Origin of the sequence: Neorhizobium sp. R1-B (assembly GCF_004368875.1) — a bacterium.
GTDB lineage: Bacteria > Pseudomonadota > Alphaproteobacteria > Rhizobiales > Rhizobiaceae > Neorhizobium > Neorhizobium huautlense.
Genome location: NZ_SOEM01000015.1, coordinates 35,755 through 57,832 on the forward strand (window position 1 = coordinate 35,755; position 22,078 = coordinate 57,832).

Annotated in this window: 19 protein-coding genes; 9 read left to right on the forward strand and 10 right to left on the reverse strand. The window is 62.9% G+C overall.

Going from position 1 to position 22,078, the window contains the following annotated elements; all coding sequences use genetic code 11:
• Positions 1 to 126: 126 nt before the first annotated feature.
• On the reverse strand, positions 127 to 2,046 hold the full coding sequence (locus EDE05_RS18965) for a PhoX family phosphatase (RefSeq protein ID WP_112801253.1): 1,920 nt from the start codon (positions 2,044 to 2,046) through the stop codon (positions 127 to 129).
• 400 nt (positions 2,047 to 2,446) lie between these two features.
• Here EDE05_RS18965 and EDE05_RS18970 point away from each other — a divergent pair, with 400 nt between their 5' ends.
• The 7 genes from EDE05_RS18970 to EDE05_RS19000 all read left to right on the forward strand — a co-directional run bounded on the left by EDE05_RS18970 (position 2,447) and on the right by EDE05_RS19000 (position 8,488).
• On the forward strand, positions 2,447 to 2,752 hold the full coding sequence (locus tag EDE05_RS18970; protein WP_105370140.1) for a hypothetical protein: 306 nt from the start codon (positions 2,447 to 2,449) through the stop codon (positions 2,750 to 2,752).
• Between the two features lie 22 nt (positions 2,753 to 2,774).
• Positions 2,775 to 3,149, forward strand: a complete 375-nt coding sequence (locus EDE05_RS18975) for a hypothetical protein (protein ID WP_112801255.1) — start codon at positions 2,775 to 2,777, stop codon at positions 3,147 to 3,149.
• A gap of 109 nt (positions 3,150 to 3,258) precedes the next feature.
• Complete coding sequence (locus tag EDE05_RS18980; protein ID WP_112801318.1) at positions 3,259 to 4,752, forward strand: multicopper oxidase domain-containing protein; 1,494 nt, start codon at positions 3,259 to 3,261, stop codon at positions 4,750 to 4,752.
• A gap of 52 nt (positions 4,753 to 4,804) precedes the next feature.
• The gene (locus tag EDE05_RS18985; RefSeq protein ID WP_112801323.1) at positions 4,805 to 5,071 is read left to right on the forward strand and encodes a DUF2933 domain-containing protein; all 267 of its coding nucleotides are present in this window, start codon (positions 4,805 to 4,807) and stop codon (positions 5,069 to 5,071) included.
• Entirely contained in the window at positions 5,064 to 5,741 is a 678-nt protein-coding gene (locus EDE05_RS18990) for an isoprenylcysteine carboxylmethyltransferase family protein (RefSeq protein WP_132412777.1), read from the forward strand. Before EDE05_RS18985 ends, EDE05_RS18990 begins: the two co-directional genes overlap by 8 nt.
• Positions 5,734 to 7,956, forward strand: a complete 2,223-nt coding sequence (locus EDE05_RS18995) for a copper-translocating P-type ATPase (protein WP_162712484.1) — start codon at positions 5,734 to 5,736, stop codon at positions 7,954 to 7,956. Before EDE05_RS18990 ends, EDE05_RS18995 begins: the two co-directional genes overlap by 8 nt.
• Before the next feature lie 97 nt (positions 7,957 to 8,053).
• The gene (locus EDE05_RS19000) at positions 8,054 to 8,488 is read left to right on the forward strand and encodes an EF-hand domain-containing protein (protein ID WP_112801257.1); all 435 of its coding nucleotides are present in this window, start codon (positions 8,054 to 8,056) and stop codon (positions 8,486 to 8,488) included.
• 69 nt (positions 8,489 to 8,557) lie between these two features.
• Here the strand turns inward: EDE05_RS19000 and EDE05_RS19005 are convergent, their stop codons facing one another.
• The 3 genes from EDE05_RS19005 to EDE05_RS19015 all read right to left on the reverse strand — a co-directional run bounded on the left by EDE05_RS19005 (position 8,558) and on the right by EDE05_RS19015 (position 12,965).
• Entirely contained in the window at positions 8,558 to 9,007 is a 450-nt protein-coding gene (locus tag EDE05_RS19005) for a DUF411 domain-containing protein (protein WP_112801258.1), read from the reverse strand.
• Between the two features lie 181 nt (positions 9,008 to 9,188).
• Positions 9,189 to 11,087 carry an ABC transporter ATP-binding protein gene (locus tag EDE05_RS19010; RefSeq protein WP_112801259.1) on the reverse strand — a complete coding sequence of 633 codons (1,899 nt, stop codon included), beginning with the start codon at positions 11,085 to 11,087 and terminating at the stop codon, positions 9,189 to 9,191.
• Positions 11,088 to 11,111: 24 nt separating this feature from the next.
• Positions 11,112 to 12,965 carry an ABC transporter ATP-binding protein gene (locus tag EDE05_RS19015; RefSeq protein ID WP_207914880.1) on the reverse strand — a complete coding sequence of 618 codons (1,854 nt, stop codon included), beginning with the start codon at positions 12,963 to 12,965 and terminating at the stop codon, positions 11,112 to 11,114.
• 287 nt (positions 12,966 to 13,252) lie between these two features.
• On the opposite strand from EDE05_RS19015, the gene EDE05_RS19020 reads away from it, so the two are divergent.
• Both EDE05_RS19020 and EDE05_RS19025 read left to right on the forward strand, forming a co-directional pair.
• Positions 13,253 to 14,251 (forward strand): TRAP transporter substrate-binding protein, encoded by a 999-nt coding sequence (locus EDE05_RS19020; protein WP_112801328.1) that lies wholly within the window; start codon positions 13,253 to 13,255, stop codon positions 14,249 to 14,251.
• Between the two features lie 16 nt (positions 14,252 to 14,267).
• Positions 14,268 to 15,824: a VOC family protein gene (locus EDE05_RS19025; RefSeq protein ID WP_112801260.1), complete on the forward strand. Its 1,557-nt coding sequence runs from the start codon at positions 14,268 to 14,270 to the stop codon at positions 15,822 to 15,824.
• A 40-nt stretch (positions 15,825 to 15,864) separates the two neighbouring features.
• On the opposite strand, the gene EDE05_RS19030 is transcribed toward EDE05_RS19025, so the two are convergent.
• Genes EDE05_RS19030 through EDE05_RS19055 form a run of 6 tightly spaced genes read right to left on the reverse strand, consistent with a single transcriptional unit; the run spans position 15,865 to position 21,983 of the window.
• The gene (locus EDE05_RS19030; RefSeq protein ID WP_112801261.1) at positions 15,865 to 16,956 is read right to left on the reverse strand and encodes an aminotransferase class V-fold PLP-dependent enzyme; all 1,092 of its coding nucleotides are present in this window, start codon (positions 16,954 to 16,956) and stop codon (positions 15,865 to 15,867) included.
• The gene (locus EDE05_RS19035; protein ID WP_132412779.1) at positions 16,946 to 17,740 is read right to left on the reverse strand and encodes an ATP-binding cassette domain-containing protein; all 795 of its coding nucleotides are present in this window, start codon (positions 17,738 to 17,740) and stop codon (positions 16,946 to 16,948) included. The genes EDE05_RS19030 and EDE05_RS19035 overlap by 11 nt, the downstream gene beginning before the upstream one ends.
• A complete protein-coding gene (locus EDE05_RS19040) occupies positions 17,740 to 18,522 on the reverse strand; it encodes an ABC transporter ATP-binding protein (protein ID WP_112801263.1) in 783 nt (260 codons plus the stop codon). Before EDE05_RS19040 ends, EDE05_RS19035 begins: the two co-directional genes overlap by 1 nt.
• The gene (locus EDE05_RS19045) at positions 18,519 to 19,343 is read right to left on the reverse strand and encodes an ABC transporter permease (protein WP_112801265.1); all 825 of its coding nucleotides are present in this window, start codon (positions 19,341 to 19,343) and stop codon (positions 18,519 to 18,521) included. Before EDE05_RS19045 ends, EDE05_RS19040 begins: the two co-directional genes overlap by 4 nt.
• On the reverse strand, positions 19,340 to 20,329 hold the full coding sequence (locus EDE05_RS19050; RefSeq protein WP_112801267.1) for an ABC transporter permease: 990 nt from the start codon (positions 20,327 to 20,329) through the stop codon (positions 19,340 to 19,342). Before EDE05_RS19050 ends, EDE05_RS19045 begins: the two co-directional genes overlap by 4 nt.
• A 43-nt stretch (positions 20,330 to 20,372) precedes the next feature.
• Positions 20,373 to 21,983, reverse strand: coding sequence for an ABC transporter substrate-binding protein (locus EDE05_RS19055; RefSeq protein ID WP_112801330.1), 1,611 nt, complete (start codon positions 21,981 to 21,983; stop codon positions 20,373 to 20,375).
• Between the last annotated feature and the right edge of the window lie 95 nt (positions 21,984 to 22,078).

A 22,078-nucleotide genomic window follows, 5' to 3' on the forward strand; every position in this document is an offset into this window, starting at 1 on the left:
GGAAGATGAGATTCAGCGGCATAGCGAGGTATCGCCTACGCACTCCCTGGCCAGGGCAACGCCATCGCAGCCCGTGTTGGGGGCGCTGACGTCAGCGCCCCCAAACCGTTTCGTGGCATCTAGCGGCTATCCAACGAGCGCATTGTCGTCGCGCTTGATTGCGACCACGGTCGAGCGTGGCAGTTTGCCTTCGCCATCCGGGAAGGGAGCATCGGGATGCTGAATGCCGACGAAGTGGGTGCGCTTGTCGGCCGACCAGGTCTGGCCGGTGACTTCCGCGCCCTTGGGCGCGGTCAGGAAACGCTCGATGCGGCCGGTGACCGGATCGCCGGCGAGCATCTGGTTGTTGCCCTGACCGAGGAATTCGCCCTCATTGGTGTCCTCGCCGTCGGTCTGGATCCACAAGAGACCGGTCGAGTCGAACATCATGCCATCAGGCGAGTTGAACATGTTGCCGGAGTTGATGTTGGACGAACCGGCATAGGGGCCTTCCTTGTGCACGTCCGGATTGCCGGCCATGACGAACAGGTCCCACTTGAACTTGCCGTCGGCATGGTCGTCGTTTTCCGGATACCAGCGCACGATCTGGCCGTACTCGTTCTTCTCGCGCGGATTGGCCGCGTTGAGCGCCATGACGTCGCCGCCGGCGTTCGACTTCATCTTGCCGTCCTTGCTCACGGCGCGGTTCGAATTGTTGGTCAGCGCGCAATAGGCCTCGATGGCGACCGGGTTGACGGCGACCCATTCCGGACGGTCCATCGTCGTGGCGCCGACCTTGGAGGCGGCCTGGCGGGTGAAGACGCAGATCTCGTCCATCTTCATGCCGGTCGATTCCGGCGTCAGCGCGACCCATTCGCCCGTACCGTCGTCGGAGAACTTGGCGACGAAGAGCGTGCCTTCGTCGAGCAGCTTCGAGGTGTCGCCGCCCGGTACGTAGATGCCGTTGGAGACGAACTTGTAGAGGAATTCGCCACGCTCGTCGTCGCCCATGTAGACGACCACACGGCCGTCGCGTGCGACCACGGCGGCGGCGTTCTCATGCTTGATGCGGCCGAGCGCCGTGCGCTTGACCGGGGTCGAGGAGGCGTCCGACGGATCGATCTCGACGATATAGCCGGCGCGGCGGGGTTCGTTCGGGTTCTTGGCGACGTCGAAGCGTTCGTCGAACTTCTCGTAGGCATAACGCGTCTCGGCGACGATGCCGTAGCGCTTGTAGTCATCGGGCAGCTTGAAGGCGGCGTCGGTCGTGCCGAAATAGCCGTTGAAGTTCTCTTCGCAGGTGAGGTAGGTGCCCCACGGCGTGCGGCCGGCGCCGCAATTGTTGAAGGTCCCAAGACAGTCGGTGCCGTTCGGGTCGGCTGCGGTCTTGATGAGATCCGAGCCGGCGGCCGGGCCGGAGAGCTTCATCGGCGTGTTGTGATGGATGCGACGGTTGAACGGGCTGTCGAGCACGATCTCCCAGCCATTTTCCCCTTCGGCCACTTCCATGACGGTGACGCCCTGCATGTTCTGCAGGATGCGCACTTCATCGAGATTGGCCGGAGTGCCCTTTTCGCGATGCGGCAGGTTGATTTCGGGGTTCACATATTCGTGGTTGACGGCGATCAGCTGGTGGTCGCCGACGACGAAGAGTTCCATGCCGTCGGTGTTTTCACCAAACACCTTATCGGAGTTTTTGAGGCTCACACCCTTCACAGGGTCAACGTCCGGCACGCCCTTAAACAGCGGCTGCCCCCACTTGGCGAGCGGCTTCCAGCTGTAACCTTCGGGTACATGGATCGTATTGTCGGTGAAGACGGGGATCGGCTTGAACGCGAAGCGGCCGGCCGAGGCTGCCTGCTGTGCCTGGGCAGAGGTGGACGACATCAGGTTGCCGAGCGTGCCCATCGCAGCCGCGGCGGAGCCGATGGCAAGGACACCGCCGAGGAAGCCGCGCCGCGAAAGGGCACTTTCCACCACGCGGTCGAATTCGGTCTCGGCCGGCGGCGGATTGTGCAGTTCGTCCCACTCGTCCCAAGACAGTTTGCTGGTGTCGACGTCAGTCATGGTGGTTCTCCATCGTTGCTTTCGGAACAATCGCAACAAGCGGCGTACTTCCGGAATAATACATCTGGATGACGAGCGGCCGTTATTCGCGTTCAGGTCGAAATCTGTCCCGTGGAAAGCCAACGCATGCCTTTTGTAGCGGGGGCGCCGGGCGCCGGTCCTGGTGTCGTGCACGGAGCTCGGCGCCGGCTGCGCCCATTGGTTCGACGCCGCCGACATGCCGATCATGATGCTGCTTTTGAGGGGATACGCCACTTCGAATGGCTACATCCAGGGCTGTGGTAACTCTTGTCCGGCGGGCTCCGGCATTGTTGACTTGAATCAAGGAATGCGCGGTCGGAAGGGTCCAAAGTAGTCGGGTCGTGATGGCTGCGCGAACAGCCCCATCGGAGGATCTACAATGGTGAACACGATCCTGCACCCTGGTTCCGAGGCGTCTCCGGCAGTGTCCGCGCATGTCTCCGTTCCAGTCCTTGCCGCCACACTTGCCTCCTTCGCTACCATCTCGTTTCTGCTGTGCATGCTGCTCGGCTTCGTCGCTCCGGAATGGGGTCTGCACCGGACTTGGCTGCAGTTCTATCTGGGACTGACCGGCTTCGATCTGCAGAGCCTGGCGCTGGGCGTTGTTCAGAGTATCGTCTTCGGGGGCTATGCGGGAGCGTTGATCGGCACTATCTTCAACGCCATCAGCCGTCGCTTCGGCTGATCAGGGGAACGGAGCCGCACGCATGGCAGCCGATCGCCGCAGGTTCGCATGGATGAACGCAGTGCTGACCGTGCTGGTCGGGCTTGCGCTTCTCTTCGCGCCGACGGCAGGCGTGCAGGCGATGCAGTGCCATGAACATTCCGTTCACGAGCACTCCGGCTTCGAACGCTCCTCGATCCAGGAGGCCGTCCACGCCTCGGTCAAGGGCGGCCTTCACATTCCCGACCACAAGAGCTGCTGCGCCGTTCCATGCGGCTTCTGTGTCGTCCTGACGAATATGGACAGGCCGGAGGCGCCGGCAGCCATTGGCTCCTTCCTCCGTTTTGCATGGCGCGACCAGACCGGTCACGGTCTGGCGCTTCCGCCGACGCTTGGTCCCCCCCGTTTTCCGGTCTGAGGATTCCGGAAGCCGCTCCGTTGCGGCATCCGGCCATTTCGACGGGCTTCCTCACGGGTGCCCAAGACCAATGATCGGCGCAGCCGATCCGGAAACAGGACCAATTGCAATGAACCGCCGTGATTTTCTTAACGGTCTGATGGTCGGCGCAGCAGCGCTTGGCACATCGGCCGCCCTCCGTCCCGTCCGCGCCTTTTCGCAGGACGCAAGATCCACATCTGCACAGGGAGCGCCTCGCAGCCTCTCCGTCGGATACAGGACCATAGACGTCAGGGGCAAGTCTGCCCGAGTCTTCGGCCTCGTCCAGCCAGACAGCAGTTCGGGGCTGACGCTGGATGCCGGAACGGAATTCGATGTCGCGCTGTCGAGCGCTATCGACCAGCCCACTCTGATCCACTGGCACGGTCTGACGCCGCCCTGGGCGGCCGACGGCGTACCCGACAACCCGGCCGCACTCCTGAAGCCGTCCGAGACCCGCCGCTACATCTTCCCGGTCGGCGCGGGTGGCACGCATTGGATGCATGCCCATACGCTGCAGGAGCAGAACCTCCTCGCTGCACCGCTGATCGTGCGGACTGCCGAAGATCGCGCCCGCGACGAGCAGGAGGTCGTGATCCTGCTCCATGACTTCTCGTTCAAATCCCCGGAGGAACTGCTTGAAGGGCTGAAGGGTGTGAGCGCCGGGCATGGCATGCGGTCTGGCCATCAGGGCATGATGCAGACAATGAAGACTATGCAGGGGCATCAGATGCCGATGACGGGCATGTCGACGATGGGCATGCCGATGGCGGCCACGTCGGCGATGGACCTCAACGACATCGAATATGACGCCTATCTCGCCAACGACCGGACGCTCGACGATCCCGATGTCGTAAGGGTCGAGAAAGGCGGCCAGGTTCGTTTGCGCATCATCAACGGCGCCACGGCGACTGCCTTCACCATCGACACGGGCAGCCTTTCCGCGGAATTGGTCGCCGTCGACGGGCAGGGCGTGCAGCCGGTCACGGGGACGTCTTTCCCTGTCTCCATGGGTCAGCGTCTCGATATCCGCATCAGCATTCCGAAGAACGGCGGTGCGTTTCCCGTCCTCGCGTTGCGCGAGGGAGCCGTGGAACGGACGGGCATCATCCTTGCCACCGCGGGTGCGGATATTCGCAGGATCGCCGTTGATGGCGAGGCGAGGGGGCCGGTCCTCGGGCTCGATCTCGAACAGCGGCTGCATCCCGTCATCCCGCTGGCAGCCCGCGCGGCGGACCGCCGCTTCGAACTTTCGTTGACGGGCGACATGGCAGCCTACACCTGGGGAATCGATGGCGCGGACGGTCTTGTCGTGAAGCGCGGCGAGCGGATCGAAGTGGTGATCAGCAATACCTCGATGATGGCGCATCCGATGCACCTGCACGGCCACCATTTCCAGGTACGCGCCGTCAATGGAGCGCCGGTCGCAGGAGCCGTCAGGGATACCGTGCTGCTGCCGCCGATGGCGAGCGTCGTCCTGGCATTCGACGCCGACAATCCCGGCCGCTGGCCGCTTCACTGCCATCACCTCTACCACATGGCGACGGGCATGATGGCTTACGTGACCTATGACGGCATCGGTTGACGCGGTTGATGACTGCGAAGCCCTTCCCGAAACAAATCGACGAGACATTCTCATGGACAACAAAAACTCCCCATCTGCCTGGAGCACTTACAGCCGGACCGTCTTCATCGCCTTCACCGCGATCGCGCTGGCGCTCGTTGCCTACGAGCACCGCGTGCACGTCCTTGGCGTTCTGCCGTGGCTCCTCATCCTGATCTGCCCTCTGATGCACGTCGTCATGCATCACGGCCACGGTCACGGCGGCCATCCCGGCCATGATCATGCCGGCCACAGACTGGGCGCGGCCCAACAGAAGACGAAGGAGACCCGCGATGTTTGATGTTCCGGCCTACGGGTTCTGGAGTCTGGTGTTCATCAATTCCCTGGTGTTCATCATCTTCGCCGCGAGCTTCACGAAGCTTGAGACAAAACGGGACTGGCGCTCGCTCGGCGCCTTCTCCGCCTTCGTCGTCGCGCTCTTCACGGAGATGTACGGCTTCCCGCTCACCGTATACCTGCTGTCCGGCTGGCTCGGGCGGCAATTCCCCGGCATCGACTTCTGGTCGCATGACGCCGGCCATCTGCTGGAGATGATGTTCGGATGGCGGGTCAACCCGCATTTCGGACCGTTCCATCTCCTGAGCAATCTCCTGATCGTCGCAGGCTTCTGGCTGCTTGCGTCAAGCTGGCACGTACTCCACGCCGCCCAGCGCGATCACCGTCTGGCGACCTCGGGGCCGTATGCCCGCGTCCGGCATCCACAATACGATGCCTTCGTCGTGATCATGATAGGATTCCTGCTTCAATGGCCGACGCTTGTAACGCTCGCCATGTTCCCGGTCCTCGTCTGGGTCTATGTGCGGCTGGCGAAGCGGGAAGAGGAAGCCTCGCGAGCCGAGTTCGGAGCCGCATGGGACGCCTATGCAAGAGCGGTACCGAGGTTCCTTCCAAAGCTCGGCCGTGGGACGGATGCAGCCGGTTCTCATCGGGAAGGAGCAATCCATGACTGATCATCACACGCATGCAAGCCATTCCCTTTCCCGAAGCGGCCACCTCCACGAAGAGAAGAAGCCCGCCTCGAAGACGAGCGTCAAACCAGAGCCTGAGGCGGACGTGATCTACACCTGCCCGATGCATCCGCAGATCCGGCAGCTTGGCCCCGGCAACTGCCCGATTTGCGGGATGACGCTGGAGCCGGAAGTCGCGACCGAAGCGACGGGAGCAAGTCCTGAACTCTTGGACATGACCCGCAGGTTCTGGATCGGACTTGTGCTGACGTTGCCGGTGCTCGCTCTGGAGATCGGGAGCCATCTCACCAACCTTCACATGCTGCTCGGGGCGCAGCTTTCGAACTGGATCCAGCTCGCGCTTGCGACGCCAGTCGTCCTCTGGGCGGGATGGCCGTTCTTCGAGCGAGCCTGGGCCTCGCTCGTCAATCGCAGCCTTAACATGTTCACGCTGATCGCGATGGGAACGGGTGTCGCCTGGGTCTACAGCGTCGTCGCCACGGCCGTACCCGGCATCTTTCCGGACACCTTCCGCGCCGCTGACGGTTCCGTTGCGATCTACTTCGAGGCGGCGTCTGTCATCACAATCCTCGTGCTCTTGGGGCAGGTTCTGGAACTCAGGGCGCGGGAGCAGACCGGCGGCGCCATCCGGGCGCTGCTGGACCTCGCGCCGAAGACGGCCCGCCGTGTCGGAAATGACGGCTCGGACGAGGACGTCAGCCTCGACGTCGTGGAGGTCGGCGACCGCCTGCGGGTCCGGCCGGGCGAAAAGGTGCCGGTTGACGGGGAACTGGTCGAGGGGCGCAGCTCCGTCGACGAATCCATGATCACCGGGGAATCCATGCCGGTGACGAAGGAGGTCGGCGCAAAGCTGATCGGCGGCACGCTCAACCAGAGCGGCGGTTTCGTTATGCGGGCGGGCAAGGTCGGACGCGATACCATGCTTGCGCAGATCGTGCACATGGTCGCGGATGCCCAGCGCTCCCGCGCACCGATACAACGCCTGGCCGACCAAGTGTCGGGCTGGTTCGTTCCCGTGGTGATCCTTATCGCGGTCGCCGCCTTCGTCGCCTGGGGCATCTGGGGACCGGAACCTCGCTTCGCCCACGGCCTCGTCGCTGCCGTCGCCGTGCTGATCATCGCCTGCCCCTGCGCTCTCGGACTGGCGACCCCGATGTCGATCATGGTTGGTGTCGGGCGCGGCGCGGGGATGGGTGTCCTCATCAAGAACGCCGAGGCGCTGGAGCGTTTCGAGAAGATCGACACGCTGGTGGTCGACAAGACCGGCACCCTGACGGAAGGCCGGCCGAAGGTCACGGCGCTGAAGGCCATCGACGGCTTTAAGGAGACGGAGCTTCTGAGACTGGCCGCCACCCTCGAACGTGCCAGCGAGCATCCGCTTGCCGCGGCCATCGTCGCTGCAGCCAAGGAGAGAGAGATCGCTTTGGGCGAGGCGCGCGACTTCGACAGCCCGGTCGGTAAAGGCGTCACCGGGACCGTCGACGGCAAAAAGCTCGTCATCGGCAGCCATCGGATCATGGCGGAAATGGGGATCGACCTGTCGGTTCTCATGGGCGAGGCCGAGATGTTGCGAGGAGAGGGGGCAACGGTGATCTACGTCGCCGTCGACGGCAAAGTCGGCGGCCTTATTGCGATTGCCGATCCCGTCAAGGCGACGACGCCCGCCGCCCTGCGCTCGCTCAAGGAGGAGAATATCCGGGTCGTCATGCTGACTGGCGATAACAGAACGACGGCACAGGCGGTGGCGAGAAGACTCGGCATTGACGAGGTGGAAGCCGAGATCCTGCCGGAGGACAAGGGAAGGGTGGTTGCGCGGCTTCGAAGCGAAGGGCGTGTCGTGGCCATGGCTGGAGACGGGGTCAACGATGCGCCGGCGCTTGCCGCGGCCGATGTCGGCATCGCCATGGGCACGGGAACGGACGTTGCGATCGAGAGCGCCGGCGTCACGCTGCTGAAGGGCGACCTGCAAGGGATCGCTAGGGCGCGCAAGCTCAGTCACGCGACCATGAGCAACATCCGCCAGAACCTGTTCTTCGCCTTCTTCTACAACGCCGCGGGCGTGCCCGTCGCGGCGGGCGTGCTCTACCCGGCCTTCGGGCTGCTGTTGTCGCCGATCATTGCGGCGGCCGCCATGGCGCTCTCCTCGGTAAGCGTCATCGCCAACTCGCTCAGACTGCGCCGTTCATCGATCGACTAGGTGGCCCGGCGGCGCGTTCGCCGGACACGACATTCGAATTCATCCTGTCCCACTTCAGGGGGCAGGCGGATACAGACCAATCTAGAGGAGAAACGACATGAGAACCACAACAATTCCAACCGCTGTCCTGCTTGCCGCGGCGATCGCCTTCGGGAGTGCAGGTTTTGCCCTCGCGCAGACCAGCGGAGCGGATCCGCATCACCCGGCGGAGTCGTCGCAGGCCGCCCCGCCTTCGGGGACGGACGGCATGGCCGGACAAAGCCAGGGGACCATGCCCGGCTCCGACATGATGCCGGGCGGAATGATGGGGCGAGGCATGATGATGCAGCCCGGCATGATGGGAGGAATGCCGCAGATGGGCATGCGCGGACAGATGATGAAGATCATGTTCGCGATCGCCGACACCGACGGGGACGGCGCGCTGTCCTTCGAGGAGGTGGCGGCAGTCCACAAGCGGATCTTCGACAGCGTGGATGCGAACAAGGACAGCAAGGTAACGCCCAAAGAGATGCTGGCGTTCTGGCAGCAATAAGCATCGGACCGGCGACGGCGGGATCGGCGGCAATGTCCACCAATCCCGCACGGCCGCGACGACAAAGCATCAGGAAGGGCGCACCGCCAGATAGACGAAGGGCTTCGATCCGTCGCGCGGTACGGCCATCACGTCATAAGAGGCGTTGGGATCTGTTCCCATTCCCAGCGATCCCTTGGGCATGCCCGCGACCGCCAGCCCAGCGATCGGCGGTCGCTCATTCAGGAGCCTTTCCGCCGCCTCAAGGGGCACGTGCCCTTCCAGGTAATAGCCGTCGACGATGGCAGTGTGGCAGCCATGAACCTCGTTCGGCACCTTCAGTTGTGCCTTGATCATATCCATGTCGTCTTCGTTGCGGATAGTCACCACGAAGCCTGCTGCCTCGTAGGCCGATGCCCAAGCACCGCAGCAGCCGCAGTACGGGTCCTTGTGCACAACCAGCGCCGTGCCTTCAGCTGCTGCGGCGCGTGGCAGGAATGCCGCGGACGCTGCCATGCAGATGAATTGCCTACGTCTCATTTCTTTCTCCATCTCAACTCGGCCGCATCGGGAGAGCGCTCGCGTTGACGTTTCACATCTGCCTGTAGGTCGGAGCTTCACGTTCTGGTCTGACTCATAATATCATAAGTTGGAAGGAGCAGAACGGCACGGCGAAAATGTCGCGTTTCGTCTCGCAACTCGGACTGAACGTCCCGGCGCATCAGGTCGCCGATTCCGTCACCGCGTCTTCTATTATCTCCTCGGGGATATCATCGAAGGACGCGTAGTTGAGATTGTAGAGCTTGGCATAGAGCTTGCGGTTGCGCATCAGATCCGCGTGGTTGCCGCTTTCGATCAGCTCGCCGTTCTGCAGCACGATGATGCGATCTGCCTCGCGGATGGTGGCGAGACGGTGGGCAATGACCAGGCCGGTGCGGCCTTCGAGCAGCTTCACCAGCGCCTTCTGGATCAGCATTTCGGTATAGCTGTCGATGTTGGCGGTCGCCTCGTCGAGCACCAGGATCTTGGCATCGGCCACAAGCGCGCGGGCAAAACTGATCAATTGCCGCTGACCGAGCGAAAGGTTGCCGCCGCGCTGGCCGAGTTCGGCATCGTAGCCGCCCGGCATGCGCATGATGAAGTCATGGGCGCCCACGGCCTTGGCCGCCTCGATCACCTGCTCCCGCGTCGCTTCGGTCTTGTGGTAGCGGATGTTGTCGAAGACGGTGCCGGTGAACAGGAAGGGTTCCTGCAGCACCATGGCGATCTGCCGGCCGAGCGAATCCTGCGTCAGGTCCCGGACGTCGTGGCCGCCGACCAGGACCTGGCCCTGCTGGACATCGTAGAAACGATGAATGAGCGACATGCAGCTCGATTTGCCTGAGCCTGTCGGCCCAACAAGAGCCACCGTTTCTCCAGGATTGACCTTGAAACTCACATGTTTCAGCACCGGATGTTTCGGATTGTAGCCGAAGACAACGTCACGGAATTCGACCGAACCATCCATGTCCGGCGAGAGGACTTTGGCATTTGGCGCGTCCTTGATGTCGACTGGCACGTCCAGCACTTCGGTCAGCCTCTGGCCCGAGGCCATGGCGCGCTGCATCACGGAATATTGCAGCGTCAGTGAACGGATCGGGTCGAAGAAGCGCTGGATGTAGAACAGGAAGGCGATCATCACACCGACATCCAGCGCCTGGTTGAGGACGCGGGCGCCTCCCACGACGATGACCAGCGCCATGGCGAGGCCGGTGAGCGTATCGACGATCGGCACCATGACTTGGGCGTATTTCGCGGCCGTCAGATGGGTCCTGAGGTTCGCCCGCGCCTTGTCGTCGTAGAGCATGAAGTTGACCCGTTCGCGGTCCATGCTCTGGATGGCACGAACGCCATGGATTGCTTCGGCAAGGGCGCCGTTCGCGACGGAATTGGTCTCGTGCGCGGCCATGAAGGACTTGCGTGCCCTCGGCAGCCAGAAGATGCGGACGACAAAAAGGACCGGCAAGGCCGAAAGCGTCAGCAGGCCCAGTTTGAAATCAAGGTAGAGCATCACGAAAACGATGCCAAAGAGCAGGGCGATATCGCCCACCGACAGCACCGAGGTTTCCAGAAATTCCTGCATGGAATTGACGTCGCCCTGCAGCCGCGACATCAGCCGGCCGACTTCGGTCTTGTCCATCCACGAAAGAGAAACGCGTTGGAGATGGCTGAACATCGCCTTGCGGATGTCGAAGAGAACGTCCTCTGCGGCATTTCCGACCAGCATTTCCTGTGCATAGCTCGCGCCGAAATTGATGACGATCGCCACGAGAAAGGCACCGATGGCCCCGATGAGCACGCCGTGATCGGCGCTGCCGGACTGCATGCCGTTGTCGATCGCGTAACGGATGATCAGCGGGATCACCAACTGCATGGCGGTGAAGATCAGGACGGCGACAACCGCCCAGTAGATTTTCACCCGATAGGGGCGCACGAAGGCCCATATCCGCTTGACGATATCGCCGTCGAAGACCTTGCCGAAGATTTCCTCTTCGATCCGGTGTGAGCCGACGACCGCCCGGGGCGGCCGCCTGCCGTCGTCGCGCACGTCGGCGCGTTCGGTTTCCAGTTCATCGGCCATTCCCGGCTCCTCCTCAGGCCGTCATCAAGCGGTCAGCGCGTCGTCGTCGGGGCGAATCTGCAGATCGTAAAGCGCCTTGTAGCGACCGCCCAAAGCGAGCAACTCCTCGTGCGTGCCGCTTTCGACGATCCGCCCTTCCTCCATGAAGAGGATCCGGTCGGCATGCATCAGCGAACTCAGGCGGTGCGCGACGATGATCGTGACGCGATCCGAAGCGTATCTGCGCATGGCGCTGCGGATGCGCTGCTCGGTGCCGGCATCGATCGCGGCGGTGGAATCGTCCAGCACCATCACGGCGGGGCGCAGCATCAGGGTGCGGGCGATCGACAGGCGCTGGCGCTGGCCGCCGGAAAGAGAGACGCCGCGTTCACCGACGACAGTGTCATATCCGCTGGGAAGGCCGAGCACATAGTTATGCAGCTGGGCGCTTTCGCTGGCGCGCTCGATCCGGCCTTCCTTCGCCCAGGGATCGCCGTAGGCGATGTTGTTTTCGATGGTAGTGGTGAAAAGGAAGGAATCCTGCTGCACCACGACGACCTTGCGGCGCAGGGATTGCAGCGTCACGCTGCGAATGTCCTGTCCGTCCATGGTGATGCGTCCGGCTGTCACGTCATAGAAGCGCGGGATCAGATGAGCCAGGGTCGACTTGCCGCTACCGGGAGGTCCGACGATGCCGATTGTTTCGCCGCGTTTTGCTTCAAAGGAGATGTCCGTCAGCACTTTGTGCTCTTCTGCGCCGGGATAGGCGAAATCGACGTGTTCGAAGCGCAGCGTGCCTTGAGAAACGGCAAGGTCCTTGGCGTCCTTTTCGTCCTTGATCGCAATATCGAGATCGAGCAGCTCGAAGAGCCGCGCCCCGCAGGTAGAAGCACGGGCAAAGGCATTGACCATCAGGCCGAGCTGGCGCACCGGCATCTGCATGATCGTCATGAAGGTCAGGAACGAGGTGAGCGTGCCGACCGTCATCTCGCCGGCCATCACCTTGGCTCCGCCGAGCCAGAGAACGAGCACCATGGCGAGGAAGAACGAGAAGGTCATGGCGCTGGTGTTTGCGACCCGAATGCCGACGCGTTGATGCGCCAGCGTCACGGCGCTCTGCGAGGCTGTCTCGAACTTGTCGAGTTCATGTTTCTGCGCGGCGAATGCCCGGACGACGCGAATGCCGCCGAGGTTTTCCTCCATGACGCGGGTCAGCACCGACAGCCGCTCCTGTAGTTCCAGCCAGGTGGCGCGCAGCCTGAGCTGGGTCACGGACGACCGCCAGCCGACGAAGGGAACGAAGCTCAAGGCGAGCAGACCGAGGACGACATCGGTGGAGAGCAACAGGTAGGCACCGATGCCGATCAGCATGGTGAGAAGCACCATACGCACCAGTGCCGTCGAGAAATACATGCGGACGCCTTCGAGGTCGAGAAGCCCGACGGTGATCAGGTCTCCGGAATGCATGCTGTCGTGAAAGCTGAAGGACAGGCGCTGGATCTTTTCGTAACACGCGAGCCTCAGCCGATAGCCCATGTGGTGGCCGACGGATTCGCTGTAGTAGTTTTGCACGAGCGTGAAGATGCCGCGCAATACGCTCGCGCCCAGCAGAAGCAGTGCCGTGGTCAGGAGTGCATCCTGAGCCGCGCGGCCGGCATCACCGCCGGTGAGCACGACCTGCGTGTGATCCACCGCCTCGCCGAGCAGCTGCGGGATCATCAGCTGAAACGTCGAGGCGACCAGGGTCGCGCCGATCGCGAGACTTGATTGCCAGGGATGGCGGAAGGCCATGACGGTGATGCGGGTGAGGATCGAGAGGCCCTTGCCCCAGCCTGTCGCATTCACGAACGCCAACGAAGCCGACGGCTTCGCGACGCGAAGTTTTGCTTCGCTGCTCACGGTTTTATTCCAAAATGAATCACTGGGCCGGTTAAAATATCCGGAAAGACCACTATGAGATGAGACTCGGTAGAAGACCTAGCGTGCACAACCGTAATTGCCAGTCAACATAATTGACAAAATGCAGGTACTTCGATGGGACGATCCGGCATTTTCCGAGTGAATGGTTGGAAAGGTGCTCATCTGAGAACTTGAAGAAACGGATCTCATGGGTGAAAAGGTCGGGTCGGCTGAGCCAGGCAATTCAATCCGCCGGTGCCGTCGTTTTTGAACCCGAGGATCCGGATATGAACAAATTGGACCGCCGCCGCTTTCTGAAGACTTCGGTTGCCACCGGGTTGGCGCTCGCCGCTCCGGCCTATGTCCGCACCGCCAACGCTCGCGCGACTGCGATCACGGTCGCCTCGCTTCTGGGCGACGACAAGCCTGAGACCAAGATCTGGGTGAAGATCGGCGAACTGGTGGAGGCAAGGCTTCCCGGCCAGTTCAGGTTCAATGTGGTCAAGAACGGCGCACTTGGAGGCGAGAAGGAAGTTGCCGAGGGCGCCCGGCTGGGTTCGGTGCAAGCAAGCCTCTCGACAGTTTCCTCGCTCTCCGGATGGGTGCCGGAATTGCAGATCCTCGATCTTCCCTTCCTCTACCGTGATCGCGACCATGTGCGCCGGACCGTGGATGGGGAGATCGGCGGCAACCTGAAAGAGAAGCTTGCTGCGCAGGGTTTCGTCGTCGGAGATTTCATAAATTACGGTGCCAGGCACCTGCTTACCAAGGAGCCCGTAACGCGCCCCGATCAGCTCAAGGGCAAGAAGATCCGGGTCATCCAAAGCCCGCTGCACACCAAGCTCTGGAGCGCCTTCGGCACCACGCCCGTGGGCATCCCGATCACCGAAACCTACAATGCCCTGTCGACCGGCGTGGCGGATGCCATGGATCTCACCAAGTCCGCCTATGCCGGATTCAAGCTCTACGAGGTCGTGCCCTATATGACCGAGACGGGCCATATCTGGGCCTCGGGGGTGGTTTTCTACGCAGCGAACTTCTGGAACCGGCTGACGGACGAGCAGAAGACGGTTTTTCGCGATGCTTCGCAGGAGGCGGCGGGTTATTTCGACCGCCTTATCGTCGAAGACGAAGCCAGGTCGGTGCAGCAGGCGTTGGGGAACGGCGGCAAGGTCTTGAAGCCGGAGGCGCTCGACGAATGGCAAAAGGGAGCGCAAGGGGTTTGGCAGGAGTTTGCGGCCACTGTCGGCGGGATCGACCGTATCAAGACCATCCAGGCGGCCTGAGGGCGGGAGAATACGCATGACCAGCGGCCTTCATCACGTCACGGCGATAACCCGGAAGATCCAGGCCAATGTCGATTTCTACGTGGGTTTCCTCGGTCTGAGGCTCGTAAAGCGGACGGCGGGTTTCGAGGATGCGCGTCAGCTTCACCTCTTCTACGGTGACGGCGGCGCATCTCCCGGCTCATTGGTGACGTTTCTTGCCTGGGAGGACGGATCGCTCGGCCGGGTAGGCCATGGCGCGCCGAGCGAAATCAGCTTTTCGATCGCGCCGGACGCGATCGGTTTCTGGCTGACGCGGGCACTGCAGTACAATGTCAAGCTCAGCGGCCCCACACAGGAGTTTGGCGAACCGGTTCTGCGGCTGACGGATCCTGACGGCATTATCGTGAAACTGGTTGGGGTCGAGGAAGCCGCGCCCTGGATCTGGTGGGCCGGCGGCGGCATTGCCGAGGCTGACGCGATCCGCAGACTGCGCGGCGTGACAATCCTATCGGAAAAGCCGGCGGCGACGGCGGATTTCCTGGCGCGTCACATGGGACTTACGCCTGGACCGAAGGAGGGCACTATCCAGCGGCTCACCTCGGAGGCGCAGGACATCGTCGATGTCCGCGATGCGGGCGGCTTCTGGACCGCGGCTCCGGGCACAGGAACGATCGATCATATCGCCTTCCGGGCGCCTGACCGGGCACGGGTGGAGGCGGTGTATTCGGCGCTGGAAGCGGAAAGCAGCGGCGAGATGAACATGCACGACCGCCATTATTTCTATTCGCTCTATGTGCGTGAGCCTGCCGGAACGCTGATCGAATTGGCAACCGACGGGCCGGGTTTCACGGCCGACGAACCTCTGGAAACGCTTGGCAGCCGTCTTTTCATTCCGGCGCATTTCAAGGAAGACCATGAGGTGCTCCGGGTCATGCTGCCGCAATTCGGCCTGCCGGGAGAGGAGCGCATCATCTATCGCGACCTGCCTTTCGTGCATCGTATCCACATGCCCGAAACGTGGGACGGTTCCACACTGATCGTGATGCATGGAACGGGCGGCAACGAGACGACAATGCTTCCCTTCGGCCGCAGCGCTGCGCCGAATGCGATGCTGATCGGGATCCGGGGACGGTCGACCGACGAGGGACATCCCCGTTACTTCCGCCGCTTTAGCCAAACGACGTTCGACCAGAGGGAGATCGTATCCGAAGCGGAAGCTTTCGCGGCCTTCGTGCAGGAACTGGGGCCGGCCTATGGCGTCGATCCCGACCGTACGGCTTTTGCAGGCTGGTCGAACGGCGGCAACATGATCGGCGCGGTCATGCAGCTTCATCCGAAACTGATCCGCAAGGCGGTGCTGCTGCGTTCGATGAACTGCCTGGAAGAGAAACCGTCCGTTGTTCTTTCCGGCAGCAAGGTTCTTTCATTGAGCGCCACGGACGATTTCTACGGATCTCTCGCGGAGGAACTGGAGGAGCGGCTGCGGACTGCCGGTGCGGAGGTCACCGCGATGAAACTCGATGCCAACCACGGGATCGGGTGGGAGGACGAGACGATCGCTCGCAACTGGCTGAGCGACGCCGGGATGTAAATTTTCGTCCGGCCGCGTGCCTTACGAGATGTCGGCCCGGTCAGTCGCCGTAGTGGAGGGAGACCGCATCGACGGCTGCGGCGATATCCGCCTTGAAGCCGAGGCGCCTCAGACCCATGCCGAAGGCCGTGACATTGCCGAGCACGCTGTCGAAGCGGGCGCGGCGGCCGGTATGGTTCAGCCGGATGAGCCGTTCGGCGCCAGGGCCGACCCCGGCAGAGAGCTCCATGACGCCGGGCGCGACAGCCAGCAAGGCGGAGGTATCGGCACCCGCAGGCAGCCTGGCCGTGGTGACCAGATTGGAACGTCCGGCGGGAGGGACCCACAGCTCGGCTCCCATGGCGGCCAGTGCTGCTCGAGTTGCCCGGGCAGCCCGGACATGCCGGGCGATCATCTGCTCCAGGCCCTCTGCCTCCACCCGATCCAGCGCCGCCTCGAGCGCGAAGAATTCCAGCGGCGCCGCCGTCCCGGGCAATTGGCCGCGGCCGGTTTCGAGCCATGCCCTCTGGTCGAAAAGCGAAAGAATGGAATCCCTTGGTCCGCCTTCTTGAGAAATCAGTTTCCAGGCGGCGGGGCTGATCGACATGGCGGAAATGCCGGCCGGGCCAGCCAGCGATTTCTGAGCGCCGATCACGGCGACGTCGATGCCGAGCTCATCGACGTTCAAGGCATGGCCGCCGACGGAAGCGACCGCATCGACGATCGTCACTATACCGCGGGCACGCGCAAGCAGCATGATCTCCTCGAGCGGATTGCGGATGCCGCTCGCCGATTCCGCATGGACGAGTGACAGGACCGCAATGTCCGGATGAACCTTGAGGTTCGCTTCGACGGCCGCCGCATCGATGGGGCGCGCCGGTTCGGCCCTGAGTTCGATCACCTCGGCACCGGCACGTCTCAGCCAGTTGCCGATCCAGGCGCCGTAAAGGCTCGTAACGATGTTGAGGACCTTCATGCCGGGCCGCGCGACGCTGGCAGCCGCCGCCTCCAGCGCCACGACGGCTTCCGCCTGGATGAGCAGCACATCCATCCGTGTCTTCAGGATGTTCTTCAACCGATCGGCGACGGCGCCATAGCGCGCTGCGGGAAATGCGGGCGGATCGTTGAGCGGGTTCCACGATTCAAACGTCATGATGGGGTCTCTCTGGCATTCCGGTGACGAGACGCGGCACGGCGGCGATCAGCGCCCGCGCGGCGGACGATTGCGGATTTTCGATCACCTGGCGAGCGGAGGCGATTTCCACCAGTCGGCCGGCTTCCATGACTGCGATGCGGTGGGAGACGGCCCGCAGCACCGCAAGGTCGTGGGAAACGAAGAGGCAGGCGATGCCGCGCTCCTGCTGCAGTTCGACCAGGAGTTCGAGGATCTTTCCGCGGATGGAGACATCGAGCGCCGAGACGGCCTCGTCAAGCACGATCAGGGATGGCCGCGTGGCGATCGCTCTGGCTATCGCGATCCGCTGCCGCTGACCGCCTGAAACCTCGCGGATCGAGCGGCTAGCGTAACTTGCCGGCAGTCCGACCCGTTCGAGCAGGGTCGCTATCTCCCTCGGCCTCTCCACCTTCGGGACGATATCGTGGATCCGCAGCGGGTCGCCCAGGACCGAGGCGACGGTGGCGCGGGGATTGAAGGCGCCGAGCACGTCCTGAAACACCATCTGCATTTTTGCGCGACGGCGGCGCAGTTCAGCGCCCGAAAGCGCCAGCCAGTCTTTCCCTTCAAACCGGATACTGCCTGCATCGGCGGACGTCAGCCGCAGGAGAATGCGGGCGAGCGTCGATTTTCCGCTTCCCGACGCACCGACGAGACCAAGCGTCTCTCCGGGGTCGAGCGTCAACGAAACATCGTTCAGCGCCGCCACGTCGCGGCCGCCGGAGGAGAAGCGTTTCGAGAGGTTTGCGATATCGAGCAACATCAGGACGTCGCCTCGCGGATGAGAGGGGGTGTGGAGAGATCCCGATGGCTGGCAAGCAGCGCCCTGGTATAGACATCCTTCGGCGAGGTGAGGATGGCCCCGGTTGGTCCGGCCTCGACCAATCCGCCGTCCCTAAAGATTGCCACCCGGTCTGCAAAGCCAGACGCAAGCGCGATGTCGTGGGTGATGAAGATCAGCGTCATCCCGGCTTCGCGAACCAATTCGTCGAGGAGCGAGACGATTTCGGCCTGGACGATCATGTCGAGCGCGCTGGTTACTTCGTCCGCGATCAGAATGCCGGGCCCGGCCGCGAGAGCGGCCGCGATCGCCACCCGCTGCCTTTGTCCACCGGAAAGCTGATGCGGGAAAGCCTTCAACACTTTTGCCGGATCGGGAATCCGGACTCGTTCCAGCATGTCGAGAGCCCGCTCATAGGCAGTTCTCCAGGTCAGTCCGAGATGGCGGCGCGCGCCTTCGGCCACCTGTTCGCCGATCGTCAGCACGGGGTTGAGGCTTGCGGAGGGGTCCTGGAAGACGAATCCTAAGTCCCGGCCGGGAAGCGGCACCTGGCCGATGGACCAGCGCATCTCTCCGCGCACCCTCGCGCCAGCCGGCAGAAGCCTTGCAATTGTTCGCGCAAGCGTACTCTTGCCGGACCCGCTTTCGCCGATGATTGCCAGCCGCTCGCCGGCGTGGATATCGAGATCGATATTCGTCAGCGCGGGCACGGAATTGCCTCGATAGGCGACCTCGAGCTCTCTGATTTCGCAAAGCGCGCTCATGCCTCGCTCCCGGCGAGCGTTTTCCCGAAGCCCTCACTGAGCAGATAGACGCCGATAACCGTCACCACTAGAGCGATGCCCGGAAAGATCGACAGCGACGGCGACGAGCGCAGGACATTGCGGCCTTCGGCAATCATCGAACCCCAGGTGACGATATTGGGATCACCCAGGCCCAGAAAGGAAAGTGCGGCCTCCGTGAGGATCGCGGCAGCGACGATGATCGCCGACAGCGCCAGCACCGGCGGCAGGGCGTTCGGCAGGATTTCCTTCCAGGCGATCTCGACCGGATGCATGCCGATCACCCGGGCGGCGGCGACGTAGTCCCTTTCCCGGATCGAAAGCACCTGCGCCCTGGTCAGCCGGGCCGGGTCGGCCCATGCGCCCAAAGCGATTGCCAGCACCACGACGGGAACGGAGGCGCCGATGACGCTGACGAAGGCAAGCGCCAGGAGGAAGCTCGGCACGATCTGGAAGGCGTCGACCACCCGCATCAGCGCCTCTTCGACGAGCCCGCCGGCAAAGCCGGCCGCCAGCCCGACACAGAGGCCGATGGCAATGGCAGCAATGGCCGCCGCAATGCCGACCGCAAGCGAGGTGCGGGTTCCATGTATGATGCCGGCGAGTACATCCCGGCCGAGTCGATCCGTGCCGAGCGGGAAGGCGGGATCGACGAAGGGCGCCAGCAACGGGTCGCCCGCAATGCGCAGAGGATCACCGGGCGACAGCACCGGTGCGAACAGCGCGACGAGTATCAGCGTGGCCAAAATGCCAAACCCGGCCATACCTTCCGGCGTTTTCATGAGATTTCGAATCCGCCTCATGCTGCCGGCTCCGAGGCGCCGACGCGTGGATCGAGTGCGGCGTAAAGGAGGTCGATCACGAGGTTGATGCAGATGACCAGCACTGCGCTGACAAGGATGATACCCATCAGAAGCGGCGCATCGCGACCGCTCACCGCTTCCTGAGCCAGCCTGCCGAAGCCGGGTACCGCAAAAATGCTCTCGATGACGACGCTGCCGCCGAGCATGGCTGCCGACTGAAGGCCGAGCATGGTGACGAGCGGCAGGAGCGCGTTGCGGGCAACGTGGCGCAGCACGATGCGGCTGCGGGACAGACCCTTGGAGCGGGCGAAGAGCACGAAATCCAGCGCCCAGACATCGGCCATCCCGGCACGCATCACCCGCAGGAAAAGCGCCGTATAGATTAGCGCCAATGCCCCGACCGGCAGCACGAGATGGGACGCGATATCGGCGGCGCGGGTGAGGCCGGTCTTGCCGGAGGCGATCGTTTCGATCCCGGAAGTCGGCAGCCAGCGAAGCTGAACGGCAAAGACGATGCTGAGCACCAGGCCGAGCCAGAAGCTCGGGATCGCGTAGAGAATCAGGGAAACGGTGGAAAGCACTCTGTCGCTTGCGCTTTCTGGCTTTGCACCGGCGACGATGCCAAGTGCGGAACCGAGCCCAAAGGCAAGCGCGGTGGCGCTTCCCATCAGGAGCAGGGTATTAGGCAGGCGTTCGAGAACGAGGAGGAGGACCGGCCGGTCGAAGGCGACGGACCAGCCGAGGTCAAGTCGTGAGAGCGAAGAGATGTAGAGCCAGAGACGGGCGAGCATGGACTGGTCGAGGCCGTAGGCCTGGCGCAGCGATTGCGCCACTGTCGCATCCCCGCCGCCGATAGACAGCAGATAGGCGTCCACGGCGTCGCCGGAGGCGGATTCGAGCAGCAGGAAAGTCAGGACGATGACGATCAGCAGCACCGGAATGCTGCTGATCGCGCGTCGCCTGATCAATCGAAGGGCACGGTTCACGCTGCGGAAGGCCTTTGGACTCGTTTTTTGAAATCCGAACCTATCACGATTGCAGCGCCGTATCCGCCCAGTTGGAGACTGCCCAGCGCGGATTGTTGGAGACGTTGAGCACGCTGTCGCGCGCCACGGTGATGAAGCCCCACTCGGCGACGTTGATCAATGGCAAGTCGGTGGCGACCAATCTCTGGAACTGCTTGTAGAGGTCGGTGCGGGCCTTGGTGTCGACCGTCTCTGCCGCCTCGGAGATGACGTCGTCCAGTTCCTTGTTGGCGTAGCCGCCCTGGTTGGAGAAGGGCACTCCGGCGGGGGTGCCGGACTTCACGAGAATTGTCGTCGAGATTGCCGGATCGCCGCGGAAAACCGGCGGAGCGACTGCGAGATCGAAATCGTGGTCCGTGTAGACCGCTTTCTGGTGAGCAGCGGAATCCGCATTGACGAGTTGCGCATCGATGCCGATTGCGGCGAGCGCCTGGCGAAGATAGGCGCCGAACTGTTTGGTCTCGTTGAAATAGGGAGCCGGGCGCAGCTTGAGCGAGAGGCGGTTGCCGTCGGCGCCTTTCGGATAACCGGCTTCGTCAAGCAGGGCATTGGCCTTGGCGACGTCGAAATCATAGGCCGGCACGCTGGCGTCGTAGAATTCCGGGGCGTTCTTCGGCACTGGCCCGGTCGAGGCAGCCGCATAGCCGAGGAAGATGGTGTCGACGACAAACTTTTTGTCGATGGCATGCGCGATTGCCTGGCGCACCTTGAGATCGGCGAGTTCCTTGCGGCGGTGGTTGATCTCCACCACAAGCTGGTAAGTCAGTGCTTCGTAGCCCTTGGAGATGACCTTGATACCCGGCACCTTGGAAATGCGGGCGAGATCGGTGAGCGGTATGGCCGAGAAGGCGGCGAGCTGGATCTCTTCCGCTTCCAGCGCCGCGCCTGCGCCGGCGCGATCCGGCAGAACGCGGAAGATCACCTCGTCCAGCTTCGGTTCGCCTTTGTTCCAGTAGTCGGCATTCCTCGTCAGGCGATAATATTCCCCCGGCTTGTATTCCGTGAACTTGAACGGGCCGGTGCCGACGAGCTTTACATTGGCAGGATTAGTGGCGATGTCGGTGCCTTCGTAGAGGTGTTTCGGTACGACGCTGCTGACTACCGGGAGGGCATTGCGGATCAGCTGGAAGGGCGTCGGCTTTGAGAAGCGGAAAACGGCGGTCGCCGCATCCGGCGTGTCGACCGCTTCGAGATTGGCGAAGACGAGGCGGCCGAGATTTTGCAGCGGCTTCCAGATGTTGAGCGCCGAATAGGCGACATCGGCGGAGGTGAACGGCTTGCCGTCGTGCCATTTCACGCCTTCGCGCAGCTTGAACGTCACCGATTTCCCGTCCGCCGATCCTTCCCATGAGGTCGCAAGGCGCGGCGAAAGCCCGTCCTTGCCCTCGAAAGAGGCCTCCGCCAGCGGCTCGATAACCTTGCTCGCGATGAAGAAGACGCCGTTCGAGGCGACGATCGCCGGATTGAGATTCTTCGGTTCCGAATCCGCCGCGACGATCAGCCGGCCGCCCGAGGGAGCATCTTGAGCGCGCGCCAGCGTCGGCAAGGCGGTCGAGGCGAGCAAGCCAGCGCCTGCCTGCAAAAGAGTGCGTCGGGATAGGTTGGCGATCGTCATGGTTGGCTCCTCGGTGCGGTCTTTCGGCAGCATATTGGCAGCGAATTTTCTTCCCGCACAGACAGGAATTTCTTCCCCCGCGCATTCGGGAACAA